14 protein-coding genes, 1 tRNA gene and 1 pseudogene are annotated in these 14,002 nt (G+C 57.7%); 7 read left to right on the forward strand and 9 right to left on the reverse strand.

Annotated features, from left to right (window positions below):
* The first annotated feature begins 201 nt into the window (after window positions 1–201).
* Entirely contained in the window at window positions 202–669 is a 468-nt protein-coding gene (locus N5D20_RS13220) for an integrase arm-type DNA-binding domain-containing protein (RefSeq protein WP_197579585.1), read from the forward strand.
* 430 nt (window positions 670–1,099) lie between these two features.
* Window positions 1,100–1,507, forward strand: a complete 408-nt coding sequence (locus tag N5D20_RS13225) for a hypothetical protein (protein WP_197579586.1) — start codon at window positions 1,100–1,102, stop codon at window positions 1,505–1,507.
* 9 nt (window positions 1,508–1,516) lie between these two features.
* Here N5D20_RS13225 and N5D20_RS13230 read toward each other — a convergent pair whose 3' ends face one another.
* The gene (locus N5D20_RS13230) at window positions 1,517–2,107 is read right to left on the reverse strand and encodes a hypothetical protein (protein ID WP_197579587.1); all 591 of its coding nucleotides are present in this window, start codon (window positions 2,105–2,107) and stop codon (window positions 1,517–1,519) included.
* A gap of 620 nt (window positions 2,108–2,727) precedes the next feature.
* On the opposite strand from N5D20_RS13230, the gene N5D20_RS13235 reads away from it, so the two are divergent.
* Entirely contained in the window at window positions 2,728–3,642 is a 915-nt protein-coding gene (locus tag N5D20_RS13235) for an IS110 family transposase (protein ID WP_279948126.1), read from the forward strand.
* Between the two features lie 170 nt (window positions 3,643–3,812).
* Window positions 3,813–4,031, forward strand: a complete 219-nt coding sequence (locus N5D20_RS13240) for a hypothetical protein (protein WP_343239049.1) — start codon at window positions 3,813–3,815, stop codon at window positions 4,029–4,031.
* Here N5D20_RS13240 and N5D20_RS13245 read toward each other — a convergent pair.
* The 3 genes and pseudogenes from N5D20_RS13245 to N5D20_RS13255 form a co-directional block, all read right to left on the reverse strand.
* Window positions 4,027–4,230: pseudogene (locus tag N5D20_RS13245) on the reverse strand (DNA adenine methylase); the annotation flags it as partial. The gene N5D20_RS13240 and the pseudogene N5D20_RS13245 sit on opposite strands and share 5 nt — an antisense overlap.
* Before the next feature lie 224 nt (window positions 4,231–4,454).
* Window positions 4,455–4,529: transfer RNA gene (locus tag N5D20_RS13250), tRNA-Gly, on the reverse strand.
* A 207-nt stretch (window positions 4,530–4,736) separates the two neighbouring features.
* Window positions 4,737–5,570: a hypothetical protein gene (locus tag N5D20_RS13255; protein ID WP_197579538.1), complete on the reverse strand. Its 834-nt coding sequence runs from the start codon at window positions 5,568–5,570 to the stop codon at window positions 4,737–4,739.
* Window positions 5,571–5,694: 124 nt separating this feature from the next.
* Here N5D20_RS13255 and N5D20_RS13260 point away from each other — a divergent pair, with 124 nt between their 5' ends.
* Both N5D20_RS13260 and N5D20_RS13265 read left to right on the forward strand, forming a co-directional pair.
* On the forward strand, window positions 5,695–6,258 hold the full coding sequence (locus N5D20_RS13260; RefSeq protein WP_197579537.1) for a hypothetical protein: 564 nt from the start codon (window positions 5,695–5,697) through the stop codon (window positions 6,256–6,258).
* Between the two features lie 68 nt (window positions 6,259–6,326).
* Window positions 6,327–6,776, forward strand: coding sequence for an integrase (locus N5D20_RS13265; protein WP_279914458.1), 450 nt, complete (start codon window positions 6,327–6,329; stop codon window positions 6,774–6,776).
* Between the two features lie 99 nt (window positions 6,777–6,875).
* Here N5D20_RS13265 and N5D20_RS13270 read toward each other — a convergent pair whose 3' ends face one another.
* From N5D20_RS13270 to N5D20_RS13285, 4 genes are all read right to left on the reverse strand, one after another.
* Complete coding sequence (locus N5D20_RS13270; protein ID WP_197579536.1) at window positions 6,876–9,458, reverse strand: SIR2 family protein; 2,583 nt, start codon at window positions 9,456–9,458, stop codon at window positions 6,876–6,878.
* Window positions 9,459–9,828: 370 nt separating this feature from the next.
* Window positions 9,829–10,173, reverse strand: coding sequence for a hypothetical protein (locus tag N5D20_RS13275; protein WP_279914459.1), 345 nt, complete (start codon window positions 10,171–10,173; stop codon window positions 9,829–9,831).
* Between the two features lie 63 nt (window positions 10,174–10,236).
* A complete protein-coding gene (locus N5D20_RS13280) occupies window positions 10,237–10,425 on the reverse strand; it encodes a hypothetical protein (RefSeq protein ID WP_099484417.1) in 189 nt (62 codons plus the stop codon).
* Between the two features lie 186 nt (window positions 10,426–10,611).
* Window positions 10,612–11,544 carry an SOS response-associated peptidase family protein gene (locus N5D20_RS13285; protein ID WP_279914460.1) on the reverse strand — a complete coding sequence of 311 codons (933 nt, stop codon included), beginning with the start codon at window positions 11,542–11,544 and terminating at the stop codon, window positions 10,612–10,614.
* Window positions 11,545–11,810: 266 nt separating this feature from the next.
* Between N5D20_RS13285 and N5D20_RS13290 the strand changes: the two genes are divergently transcribed.
* A complete protein-coding gene (locus N5D20_RS13290) occupies window positions 11,811–12,116 on the forward strand; it encodes a hypothetical protein (RefSeq protein WP_279914461.1) in 306 nt (101 codons plus the stop codon).
* A gap of 42 nt (window positions 12,117–12,158) precedes the next feature.
* On the opposite strand, the gene N5D20_RS13295 is transcribed toward N5D20_RS13290, so the two are convergent.
* The gene (locus tag N5D20_RS13295) at window positions 12,159–14,000 is read right to left on the reverse strand and encodes an SGNH/GDSL hydrolase family protein (protein ID WP_279914462.1); all 1,842 of its coding nucleotides are present in this window, start codon (window positions 13,998–14,000) and stop codon (window positions 12,159–12,161) included.
* Window positions 14,001–14,002 lie beyond the last annotated feature (2 nt).

Raw genomic sequence — 14,002 nt, forward strand, 5'->3', positions numbered from 1 at the left:
GGTCATGGGATGCAATGGTGGGCCGTGAAGGATTCGAACCTTCGACCAAAAGATTAAAAATCCTACGCGACGCGTTCCAGCACGTTCCAGCCTGGCCCATCGGTTAAGCTAAGCCTCTGAATTTTACAATCCTTAGCGTTTCAACCAGTTCCAGCTGGCACCCTGCATGCCCACTCAATGTAGGCACCAAATAGGCACCAGATGGCGAAGGGAAATGGACAACTCACGGCTCGCGGCCTCGCCGCTCTCGCGCTGGGGGAATGGGTCAACGACGCAACCACCCATGGCGCCGGCGTCCTGCAAGTTCGCAAGCTCGCATCAGGTTCTGTCGGATTCTACTACCGCTACACCGGCCCCAATCGAAAGCAGGACCGCCTCAGCCTCGGTAGCACCCTGAGCCTGGCGGAGGCTCGCGCACCGGCGGCTGGCCTGGCTCGCCGCTACCAAGCCGGCGAGCGCGATTTGCGTGCCGCCCTTCTGGCAGATGAGCCCATCGCGGCGCGCGAGGTGGCGCTGGCCAAGGCCACGGCTTCGGCCCGCAGTGCGGCGACGCTCGGTGCGCTGATGTACGCATACGTGTCGAGTCTTAAAGAAGCGGGCAAGGTCAGCGCCGGCAATGTCGAGAAAGCGGTGGCCCTGCACATCGAGAAGGTATGGCCTGCGCTCTAGGATCGGCCTGCAGCGGAGATCGAGCTGGACGACCTGATTCCGGTTCTGGCGCGGCTGGTGCGCATCAAGAAGCTGCGCGAGGCTGCGGGCGGCTTATGCTGCGGCAATCCGCGCGAAACAGGATGCGGCTGCACCAGACGCTCTGCGTGCGGTAAACCTGTCCCGCAACCCCGCCCAGGACCTCGCCACTGCTGACAGGGGCACCTCCCGTGAGCATGCCCTATCCGTCGCCGAACTCCGCGCCTACCGGCTCAGGATCGCCGTGATACCAGGGGCGCGCGGCCCATGCTTCGTTTCCACATGCTGATCGGTGCACAGCGAATCTCTCAGATGGTCAGGCTGGCTGGTGGCGACTGACGTAGACCACGACCACCAGTCCATCCGGATCCTAGACATCAAGGGCCGGCGCAAACGCCCGAGGGCGCACGTCGTGCTTCTGATCCCGCAAGCAATGGCGGCGCTGCTGACAATCCAGGGCAAGAAGGCGGGCGCTTTCTTCTTCATCATCACCGACGGCATGGAGGCGGTCTCCTATGACCTCTTCCAAGGCAGCCTCGACCGCGTGGTAAGCGCAATGGATGCCGCCGGCGAGCTGGAAGGGCCCCGGTTCACGCCCGGCGACCTTCGGCGCACAGTCGAGACGCACCTAGCTGCGGCTGGGTACTCCGAAGAGGTTCGCGGCCATGTGCAGTCTCACGGTCTCAGTGACGTACAGAAGCGGCATTACAACAAATATGAATACGACACGGAGAAGTGCGGCGCGATTAGAACCCTTTACGACCTGCTCGCTGGAGATAGCGCAGATATTATGAAACTGCGCCAACTGGCCGCAGGCTAAATCAGCCCGTTAATCATTATTATCACGACTGAACTGCATGCCGGATACATTATCAACGTATATGCCGCCCCCCAAGTCTGCCTCGTACACTTCCTGGTTACCTGTCCGATAGTCAGCCCTGGTCAAATTTCGAGACTCCGGCTGAGGGATCGGATTGAGTGTCGGATGGAAGTTCTGAATGTAGTACGAGATATCACTATCACACTGATAGCGGCTCATGTAGCCATGCAGCTCGTTCTCATATTGGACAGATGAGGGATAATTGCACTCGATGAAATCCTCGACCATGCCAGTCATAACATCCGGATTTTCAGCGAAACACTCACTGGTGCCACTAGTACTAAAGTGCTTCAAAGGCTCATAGCCAAGGAAGTGCTTGATGTGATCGAGTAGATTCACCTCGATTTCATGCACGCTGCCGCGAACTATTTGGAATGCGACGTAGATGAAGAAGCTAGTGTTTTGCGGTGACCTATGGCGATCGATTAGATTCCTGGTCGTCTTCCCGACTTTACACTCGCGGACGTTGTTGATGTTGCCGCCAACATAGATCCAGCTCTCATCGCCAGACCCGGCCTCCAGATTGATCTCAAAGCTCACTCAGCAACCCTCGAATTTTTAGATGTGCGCCGGACGTGGAGAAAATGACCTTGCAACTGAGGAACGCAACCCAGACGCCCCAGCTCCGCCACTAAATTCGGCTGCCCTCTCACTAGACTAATGCAACTTATCTCAATCTGAACCGATAGACAAATCGTCTACCCGACTACTTAGAGCTTGGCCTCAGTAGCGTTTGGTTTGATTGGCCTTCGAGCTGCGCTGTCTGGCCACACACTAGAACGGCAGGTCTTCGGACAAGTCCAGGCCCGCCAGCCGGCCAGCGGCGCGCTGATAGTCGCTGGCCGCATGTCGCAGCCGTTGCGCACTTCGCTCCCGGCGAGCGCGGCACCGCTAGCTTCCCGAGGTGTCCCGTTCGAGCCCTGATGCCTGCTGCAGTTTGGCAGCCTGAGCCTTATCTGATCGGAATCTGGCAGCGTAGGTGTCGAGAGCCGGCGTGGGCCGCCGTACGAGCCTGGATCTCGACGATCGCCATGTAGCTTGGCGCCCACGCCGGAATCTCCCTTGATCCGCCCGAACAGTTGCTGGAGCTGACACTCGAAGCGATAAGACTGGGCAAGCGGGGGAGCTCTCGACCCTTGCAGACTATACGGAGTCGGGCAATGAACGGGATCGGGATCGATGTGAGCAAGCGCCGATTGGATATCGGCACGACAGACGGCCAGACCCTGCAGGTCTGCAATAACCGCTCCGGCTTTTCTGAATTGGATGTTTGGCTGAAGAAGCGTCCGGTCAGCCAGATCGTGCTGGAAGCCACCGGCGGCTATGAGCAGACTGTCCTGGACTTCCTTCACAAGGCCGGCCATCCGGTGATCCGTGCCAACGCCCTGCGAGCGCGTAGACTGGCTCAGGGGCTGGGTAAAGTGGCCAAGACGGACCGTTTGGACGCTCTTGTATTGGCGCAGATGGCCGCACTGGTGGAATTGCCTTCCTATCAGCCGCTGGAGCCCTGGCAGCGGAAACTGCGTGAGTTTGTGCGGGCGCGACGACAAACGATGCAGGCACTGACCGTAGCCCGCCAACAGCAGGAAATGGTCGGTGATCGTGAATTGCGCCGGCTACTGCAGGCCAACATCACCCGCTTGCAGACACTGGTCGAGCGGCTGGGAAAGCAAATTGCCGAGCAGGTCACGCAGCAGCCTCAACTGGCAGTGCTGAAGTCGATGAAAGGGGTCGGCCCGGCATTGCAGGCGGTACTGGCCAGCTACCTGCCTGAGTTGGGTCAGATCAGCGGAAAAGCCATTGCCAGCCTGGTCGGCGTGGCGCCGATCTCCCACGACAGCGGAGCCATGCGAGGGAGGCGAAGCATCCATGGCGGCAGGGCCGAGATCCGCCAGGTGCTCTACATGGCAGCCATGTCGGCCATGCGACATGAGCCACGATTACGGGACTTTTACCGGTCGCTGCGGGCCCGCGGCAAGGAAGGAAAAGTAGCCATCGTGGCGGTGATGAGGAAGATGCTGGTGATTCTCAACGCTCGCGTGCGTGACGCTGAAAACGGGTTGGTCCCAGCCTAAGGCCAGGCAGCGGCGCAAGACCAAAGGCTGCCGGCCAGCGGCCGGCACTACCGTGCCCGTCTCATGGAGGGGCCAAGCCCCTCCATCAACACAGTTGCTCCAATGAGGCCTGATCCTTCTGCTTCATCGATCTGGAGGGAGCGCGGGACCGCGAGAGATTCGCCCGTGATCTGCGGCAGCGTGTGCACCGCTGGACCGGCATTCCCAACTGCATCGGCATCGGGCCCGCGAAGACGCTGGCCAAGCTGGCCAACAAGGTGGCCAAGAGTGCCGACGGGGTGATTCGACCTCGTGGACACGAGCAACCGGGGCACGGCGTTACGGGCCTTCCCCGTTGGAGATCGGTGGGGTGTTGGCCGCAGGCTGGCGCCGCGGTTGAGCATCGCTGAGGTCCTGCTCCAGCCGCAGCAGGTTTATGCGCATTGTCGACGCCGGGCCGACCCCCAGCGTTTGACCGTCCACTTTCCCGCCGAAGGTCAGCTTCTGCAGGTAGTAGAGCCGCGCTGCATGCTGAATGTCGGTCAGCGTCTCAACGTGCTGTAGCTGCGCCCAGCGGTACATCTCCCGGCTCGTCAGGGACCAACGGAAGTGCCGAACGAGGCGCCGCCCTGTTTGGTGGTCGGTGGGCAGGGGCTCATGCCCTGCGGGCCGAACGTTTGCGGCCTTGGTCCCCTTGAACAGCGGGAGGCTTCCAAGAATACAGACCAGCTTTCGCATGCGCGCAGCGCGCGCCACCCACCCTTAGAGGTATCGGGTCCCGAGGTGCGCCCATCACCGGAAGCCCGGTCCAGTGAAGCCGACACCGCTATGAATGGAGCGGGCCATGGGAGTCGAACCCACGCACTCAGCTTGGAAGGCTGATGCCTAAACCACTCGGCCAGGCCCGCGAACCAACGCCAGAAACGACGAACCGCAGGTGACTGGACCTCCCGAGTCCAAGCCTGCGGCCGTTGAGTGCGGGTAGATCGGAACCTCGCCCACGGTATTGATTGAACAACAACACTGGTTCCCAACGCAACTGCGGCAAGGTTCCTTACTGCAGTCGGTCGAATGCGGTAAGTTTCGCGGCAACTGCGGTAAGGATGATTAATGAATCACTCGTCTTCATACCTGTCAGCGTGGTACTGCCCTGAGCAACGGTAGCATCTATAGACCTCTCGCGGCTCACCATTGTCCTCGATGGTGTCACTATAGAGTTCGCCAAACGTCAACCGCTCTTGGCACCAATCACATGCGGCCGGAACATCATCGCTTGTCGTGTTATCACACAACGTGCATTTGTATCCGGTTAGGGATTTTTCGTTTACGACCATAGTGAAATGACCGCACCAGTCACAATCCACTCGAACGTTCGGCCGATTCTCGAATGGATTTAATTTTGCGGAGCGGGCCACGACGTCGGCTGCCATATGCGCATCCCGAACCTTCAGCTCGTACTCATCGGACAGAACTTTGAACGTGGCCTTCACTTCTTTCGGAATTTCTTCCAATAAATCTAGGTCCGTGTAATCTTCGATGAACAGCATCATGGAGCGAAAAAGCCTACCCATCGTCGAGCGAACCTCAGCAACATTCATTTCGAACTTATGATGCTCAATCTGGTTCCGCAGGTTCTTCAGCCAGTCTAGATCACTACGAAAATCCTTCGAAACGGCGCCGGCCTCTTCGTTGTTGATGAAGTTGATTGCTTCCCATAGCCCAATCGTCTTTTGTGTATTGAGCTTTTCATCGAAAGGCCTCGCATAGATCAACAATGGGTGCTTCTGAGTAATATGATGCTTGAAGATTAGTTCGACAAAATGCGCCATATGAAGGACTGCAAATTTGTAGGCCTTCGGATTCCCATTGTCTCCTTGCTCAAACTTCTCTAGCGCCTCCACCAGACTGTCGATTGCGTTTCCTAATAAATCCAAATCATGCTTGTCCATGCCGCTCCGCCCGCTCCTATTTAGCTCGTTAGCTTAACGCCGGCCATCAGGCAAAGAACAGCCTAATCTTGAACTCTCGTCGCCCATCCTCCAGCGCTTGTCCAAGCACGGCAGTAGCGAGGGCATGGACTTTCAGATAGGTGCCCTTTCACATCTTGGCCGCCTTAGCCGCATCCTGCGCCGCAACCTTCTTCTCCGGCCAAACCAGATCGTTCACAGCATCCTGCAGAACCAGACGTATGCGCCATCGGTTCCCGGAAAGCTCGCCGAACGGTCGCGGGGCCCCACGCCAAGCTTTCCGAGTTACACGGACTCATGGAAGCCGGAGAAGGAACCGGAACAGTTGAATGGGTCTGCACTCAGTGCCGAGTTCAAGGGGCTTGCGCTTGGCACACGTCCGGACTACGAGTCGGCGCCCAAGTTCGTGAGCTACCCCTCGAACTTGGGAGTGCCGTTCGGCAAGCTCCAAGTCAACAAACTGCGGAATCACAATTTCCAACGCCTTGTTGATCGGATCGAATCGGCAGGAACACCCACTAAGGCAAACAAGGTGCTGCGCTACTCGCGGCTCGTGCTCCGCTGGGCATTGAATCAGGGCATCGTGAACCATAACCCTGCCAGGGACTTGAGCAGGCGAAGGAGCGTAAGCGTCAACGACTTCCTACCGATGAAGCCTATGCCAAGTTGATAGCGTTCGCGCGCGAACGCTCCAAGCGAACAGCTAGGACAGAGGGTTCAGTACCGCCATACCTGTGGATGATCACGGAGCTGGGCTACCTTTGTAGACTGCGCGGCATTGAGACGCTCAGGCTCACTGAGGCGCAAGGCACGACTGAAGGGCTGCGCACCAATCGCCGAAAGCGCAGTCGCGATAGCCTGGTGGAATGGCCCCCGCGGCTACGGAGCGCATGGGATACTGCAATCGCTCGGCGCGAAGCCATCATCGAGCGCCACAGCTTGCCGGTGCAGATGCGGGCCGATCAGCGCTATCTATTCCTTGCAGAGCATGGCGAACCCTTGCAGAAGACCGGCCTGGACAGCACGTGGCAGCGCTTCATCCAGCTCGCAATCAGCTCTGGGGTCATCGTGGCAGAGGAACGCTTCAGCCTGCACAACCTCAAGCGGAAGGGGGCCCGACACTGTCGGCAATCGCGCCGACCGCCAAGATGCGCTCGGTATTACCGGCGCGATGATGAAGATTTATGACAAGAGTATCCCTAAAGTCAAACCATCTGGAGACCGACAAAGTTAATGGCACGGATCGAAGCCCACCCGAACCCGCAAGAATCCGGGTGGGGCCACAGATCAGTTAGCAGAATTGACCGCTGCCTCTAGGACAGATCTCCCCTTCGCGTCCGAGAAGATTGCCCAATCCTCGTAGATATACCGATTTTCCCGATTGCGTCGCAATTCCGTCTTGAGCAACTCCTTGCACTTCTCCATATTTCCCATCAAGAAATATGCACAAGCTGACGCAGCCTCGTTGCCTGACTTATCAATTACGTCTTGCAACTTAGCCTTTTTGGGAGATTCGTCCTGCCTAACCCGCGCCAATTCATAATTAATAAGCAACTCTGGATGTGCAACACTCCAGCCGACTTTCTCCAGCGCCGTCTTCGCAATTTGCTCCGCCTCCCTGTATTTCTTCAACAGAAGCAGGTCATGAATTTCCTCATTGGCTTGATCCACGCCAATTATTCTAAGCGTATTCATCGCACGCAACTGAGCAAGAGCACCTTCAACGTTACCGCGAGCCAAGGATTCACTTCGAGTCAGGAGATGGCGATGCAATGGATAGAATCTCTTGCCGTACTCCTTAATTATATCAGCAACTCCAGAAGGGTCTTTCTGATAAACGTAATACCGAGCAAGGTGGAGCGCGTCATCGGGAGATTTTTCAGCCTTGAGCGCAGCTTTCATGGCTACGACAGCGCCCGTCAGGTCACCACTGGCTTCTAGCAGATGGCTGGCCTTCCGGACAAGGAAATCCCTGCTGGACGAAAGATCAGAATCCAAATTTAGTTCACTGACCTTCTTGGAAAGTTCTGCCGTTTTACCAAGCGCAGACATTGCGTCCATTTCGAGCCAAGCATAGTCAGCCCGAAGAAACTGTGGCTTTTGCTTGGCAGCCGCAGCTATATCCGACAATAAAGCTTCAGCTTCGCCAGAAGCCCTATCTTCCTTGTACCGGGACAGTCTATTTAGGCGCGCACGCAATGCCCTCAATGACGCTGGATCCATAGATGAACAGCGAGAAACGATCTCATCCATTCTTCGACGGAAATCATCCTTGGGCATGACTTCCTTGTACAGATGCTTCCCGAGCATATCCCACGCCCAATTATTTAGCCCCGGATTGCACCGTATGCTAGCCTGGAAATGATGCTCAATTTTCTCACTAAGCGTGCTGCTGTCGAAGCCTAATCCAGCTCGCCTAGCATCCAAGAGCGCTGCCAGCGCTGCATTATGTACCTTGTAGCTATTGGGAGCGACTTCGAGGCAGGAATTAACAGCGACCATCCGCGCATCGTGATCATGCAGGAGATGAGTCTTACGAATGTAGTTATCTGGATCGCGAGAATCCAGAGCAATTAAATCATCCAAAACTCTTATCGCCGCTTTAACGTCTCCGGCAAACTCCTCAGTCCTGACCAGCAGATCATAAAAGCGTTCACGCGCGCGAGCTCCAGGATGCTTCTCAAGTTCAGATCGTATCCTGTCACGCGCTTCCGAGAACGAGTTGGAATCGATGAGGCGACGAATCTCGATCATCGCGACCGTCTCTCGATCGCTGATTTCATCGTCATCTGATTCCTGAGGAAACCTCTTTATGTCTCGGAATGTACTGAATAGCTCCTCACGTGAATTTTGCCGCTCTAGGATCTCGAGATCTCTTTTGATCACCTCAGAACTCGAGCTACCCAAATAGGTATTTTCACAAAAACCCTTAATTATTGTCCGAGGCTTATCGTTAACAATTCCAGTGTCGATGGGCAGACTATTACCGACCAGGTCGTTATGAAGCTGCCCCATCAGCTCATCAAATCCGTCAATCTCGACAAAGTAGACTCGGTCACGCCAAAGCAGCTTGATCAACTCATCACTGGGCGCCTCGCCCTTACGGATGCACCAGTATATTCCGTGCTTGAAATGGTCCTCGCTTCTAAGAAGATACTGAAGGACGTCCATGATAGATCTATCGCAGCCACTATAACCCACCACGACCAGACCGAAATCCCTTCCGAACTCTACGAATTTCTTCCGGGTATTCTCCTCTAGGGACTCCGTCTCCCTAACGGTCGATTTGATATCATCGAATAGATAATCGCCGTGAAGCTTTATAATTTTTGGACGCGTAGATGTTACCGATACGCTTGAGATTGCCGAATCGTGAGCACACATCATTGGGCGGCTCTGCGAAAACTGGAAGAACGATTCGGTTATCAGGTCATCAAAATTGGTCGTAAATATCGTATTGATATAGCCGTGATCCACCAACCTAATCAAGTAAGCATAGCCAAGATTAGGCACTTTCCCAGCAACTTCTTTCTCAACAAACATACGCCTCTGTCGAGGCAAGTCAAAATTCTTTTCAAAAAGCGCAGAGTACTCCCGATTTGGGTTGTACCAAACGCCCTCAAGCTTACTAAGCCGTTCCTTAGCAGCATCAACTTCGTAGGCATCCCCTGGGTAAAGGCGCTCGAACACCTCGCGCCGCCATTCCTCCACTAGCGCTCCGGCGCTGCGCACGCCTGAAGAAACTGAGCAGCCCGCTCCCAGCAGGAACGTGTAGTTAGGAACCTCTGAAGTGCGCGACGATATGAAGCGGCTCAGGTCAGCGTATGTACGCCGCTTGGCCGAAAGTTGCTTTAGCGGATCATGGTCCATCACTTCCCCCTTGTGTAATTTCCCCACCCTCTCATGCCCAGCCATCTGGGTGAAGATGGCGTGCAGAGTATGCACTTGCCTAGACCCGGAGGACCATCGCAGGCACCGAATTACGGAGGAAATTACGGAAGCGATGAAAAAAGCGCCACCAGGGCGCTTTAAGTCATTGACTGCATTGGTGGGCCGTGAAGGATTCGAACCTTCGACCAAAAGATTAAAAGTCACTGGACAACTTCATTGTTTTCAATGCTTTGCGTCTCTATCCGTTCCGCTTCAATCTTCGAAGCTGACACTTGAAAGCCTTGGGACACAAAGGGCGATGGAATTTTGCGGAACGGATTTCCAACCCTCCAGCAGGCTTCGGCAAGTCCTACCCCATCCAGCCGAAAGGCGGCTTCAGGCTGTCTTTCAGCAGGCGGTTCCCCGCGATCGCCTCCCGGTACTCCCGTATCTTGGCCACGTCCTCGCGCAGTCGGGCCTCGTGCCTGGCCACCCACAGCTCGGCCCCTGCCCGGCCCTGCTCATAGCTGCTGCACCAGCGGAACGGACCGCCGGGGCCATGCCGGTGCCGATCCAGCGAGGCAATCCAGATGCCATCGTTCACCCGCTGGGCCATGGCCACCACCCACACGCCATGGCAGGCGATCACGGTCAGGGGATCATCCGGGCGGCTGGCGGACCTGGTCGTCCAGCGGAAGTCGGCGGGGAGTGGCATGGCCGGGAGATTACGGCGGACCGTCGCAGATCCTGCGAACGTGGCTGCGACCTGGCTGAATCGTTATGGCTGTTCGCTAGGCTCAACCTTGATGACAGCGCTCACGTAGCGCTGTCCTTCAACTTCGGACCTGCCAATCGCTGCCCCCTTCGGCGGGAACAGCATCCCGCCTGGACGGCAAGCAAGTTCCAGCTGCTCCTTCACCTGCTGCCGAACCATTTCCTCGATCAGCTTTCGAGTGGTCTCGTCCATCGCCGGATCCTGTATATGCGTGATGCCATTATGGCCCCGGCGCCGATGAGGAAACAGTGCCGGCGCGGCGCTGCTCACGCGCCCCCGGGTTGAGCTGCCTGCGGCCCCGGATCCGGCATGGTCAGGATGCCTCCCCTTGCGGCTCTGCGCTATCGGGCAACCACCCACTGACGTTCGGGTTTCTCCCTACGCCGCCAGCTTGTGCTCGTAGAACGGGTGCCGCTTGTCGTCAAAGATCCGGTACAGCGCTGCCAGGTCGGCCGGGTCCGGATTGAGCCAGGCGTCCACGTGCTCTGGCTTAATGTTGATGATCGTCCGGTCGTGGCCGGCGGCGGCCACCTCGGGCTCCGGGTCGTCGGTGATGGCGGCGAACGACAGCAGATCGGGCTCCTTGCCGGCCGGATCCTTCCAGTGCGACCACAGGCAGGCCACCAGCATCGGCTCCCCGGTGCGCGGCGTGAACTGCACCACCTGATTCTTCCCATCCGGCCCCTCGACGTTCTCGTAGAACGTGTCCACCACCAGCAGCCCGTGCGTATGGCCGAAGGCCGGTGCCCAGAACTTCTCCAGGCTGTCGCGGCGAGCGTTGTAGGTGCCGGGGAAGCGCTGATCGTAGTTGGCCGGCTTTCCGGCCAGACGGCACTGATAGCGCATGGGCCGGATCACCAGCTTGCCGCCCTCGGAGACGATCACCGGGGCATACACGCCGGGGAAGATGCGGCTATCTCGGTCCTTCGGCTCGGTGCGCTTCAGGTCGGCCAGCTTGGCCAAGGCGCGATCGATCTTGTTGCCGGCGATCCGCACATCTTCCCGGGCCTTCTTGGTTTCCTTCGCCTGCAGCGCGCGCTCGGCATCGGCCAGGCGCTTGCGGTTGGCGAACAGCTCCTGCTCTAGTACCGCGGCCTCAGCTCGGTTCCACTGTTCCACCTCAGCCCACACTGCCAGCTCCGCCGGGCTCGTCCCGGCCCGGAAGGCGTCGTCCATCGCCTTCGGGGTCTTGGGCCGCTTCTTGCCCGGGTCGTGCGCGTATAGAGCGGCGAACTCCTGCAGCGACAGGGTGGCGCCGGTCATCCGGACCAGCTTCTGATAGGCGGCGGTGATCTGGGCGGAATAGCACATGGCTGCCATCTCGCCCGAGCCAGCGTTGCGGCGGCGTGACGGCCCGCGATTACCCGAACCCCAGCGGCACCTCGGTCAGGTCCACGATGAAGATCATGACGAACTCCCTGTCGGCCGCCACCGACGACGGGAGGCGTACCGCGTCAGCCGCGCGGTCAACACGCCCGAAACAACAGCAAGTCATTGATTCAAGCCGAAGGATAGGCCCGTCTCTTGGGATTCCCTGGACGGAGCCCCATAGGGTTACCTTCACACGGGAGAATCACATGTCACTGCGGCAGCTGGAAGAAGACCTTGAGACCTACACTACACGCCGGGATGAGGTTGCGGCGTTTCGGGCGGGGCTGAGCCACGCCCAGCTTGTTGAACACGACAACCGCTCTGATCAAGAGCTCGGCGAGGTCACCCAGGAGCTGGAAGAGAACGGCAAAGACATGGATGTTATTGACCGCAGCCAGCTCGAACAGCGCCAACTCGACCTGATCGATTTTGGTCGTGGCGGCTTGAGTCGCATCGAAGGCGAGATCCTGGACATCAAAACCGAAATCCTTCGCGCAAAGAATCGTCGCTAACAAATGCTGGGGGGCAGTCATGCCCCCCGGCACTCTCTGGATTTACCGCTGGATGTCCCAGAGGCGACCATTCACGATCCTCCCCAGAAGCGGGGCTCCGGCCGCGACCGAGGGATGGAAGTAGGCCCCGTCATTGTCCAGGAACTGCGCAACGTTCGAGTGGCTCCACCCACACTCCCGCGACCATTCAATGACCGGCAGGCCATAGTGCTCGGCAACGCGCCTGGTAGCTTCCGCGTACGCCCGGACAGTCAGCCCTATCGCGTTGGTCCATCCATTGGCCCAGTCTCCGGGAACTGTGATCCTCTCAGCATACGGAGACGTGATGCAGAAGATTCTGGCCTGCGGGAATCGAGTCAACAGCTTCCCGATCGTTGAATGAAGTGCGCCGTAGAACTCGGTTTCAGCAGTGGAAGTGAACTCGCCAAGCGGCACAGACTGCGCCCAGTCGTTGGTGCCGCCCTCGAACAGCACAGCCACGCTGCCGCCTGGAATTGCGTCGATTCTCGCCTGATCACACATAGATACCGCCTGCGGGCCTGAGTCCGGCTTTGCAACCTTGCTGCCACCGACTCCGCAGTTGGTATGCACAATTCCATGCTCAGAAACCACAATTGGTTGCCATCGCCCCTGGCCAACCAGGCTGTCACCGAACGAGGCCACTGCCTGGTCGCGCCAGCTGCTAAGAGATGAAGAGCTGCTGGCCTCGAGGACTGCGAGTCGCTTGGCTACGTCCGGCGATACCTGCTCAAGCTTGATTATGATCGGATTGCCCGAACGAGCAGTGACTGCTACGGACCGGGCAGCCGGAGGAATTGCTACTCGCTCGTCCGTGTACTGCGTACCGACCGCGCCAAAAATAGAAATCAGCGCTCCACTCGCGCCAAAGAAGGCTAGCGGAGTGGTCGTAGTTCCCGTGACAAAGGTCGTGAAGTAGACGAACCCCTCATCGCCATTCAGAGGCAATGAGGAGTAGTTGTACGCCGAACTAGCTACTGCAGCCCCGGTGCTTTTGTCGATGTAGTAGCCAGGAACGTCCATGGTGCTCTGCCGGGTCAGGTCAGCCAACGACGCAGCCGATTCCTGAGCGTTGCGTTCGGCAGTCGTCAAGCGCTGTGCAACACCTGCGGCAATGTAGGAAGCGTTGATCTCAATATTGTTCCTTCGCGAAGAAACGTAAATAGCCCTAGCCTCAGCAGGAACCGCCTTCAGCTCATAGTCTTGATACAGGGTTTCAGTTGAAGTACCCATCACCTCAAAGCCCAGATAAGCGCCGTTTCCGTCCTTGTAAACGGCAAGGGCCTGAACTGGCTGACTGAGGCTGGCAGTGACCTTGATCGCCGATTCTTGCCCTGTAATTGCGGAATAGGCGTAGAAGAAGTTTGCCGAGGCCACTAGCTCACCAGTGGTCCGATCAACATAGAACCCAGGACCACCCGTTTTGCTCAGCGCCTGGAACACAGATAGCGTTTTCTCGGTGTCCGGGGTTAGGCGAATACGGTCGTTGATTGACTCAATCGAGTCCGCACGCATCCATTGCCAAGCTCCTCCGGATGAACGGAACTGACCTGAGTTGGTCACAGACTGGCCTGTAATGGGGTCAGTGTGGAAACCCGTGTCTCCTATCACGTCCGCGGCGAAACCGTCGGGTCTCGATGTATCGGCCGCCAAGGCTGCCCAGCTCGAGTATCGCTTCAGGCCATTGTCGGCAATGAACTGATCAAACTCTGCCTCGATACCCGTCCAACTTCTACGCTCGACCCCACGTCGATCCCGCCAGGTAGGATCGGCGCCATTGATCCCGCTGTCGAGGTTCTCGGCATTGTCGTACAGATCAAGGGGCGAGCTCGAGCCCACTGGGTTGCCGGTGTTGTATTTGGTCATCT

The sequence above is a fragment of the Stenotrophomonas sp. GD03877 genome, from assembly GCF_029840555.1.
Taxonomy (GTDB): domain Bacteria; phylum Pseudomonadota; class Gammaproteobacteria; order Xanthomonadales; family Xanthomonadaceae; genus Stenotrophomonas; species Stenotrophomonas geniculata.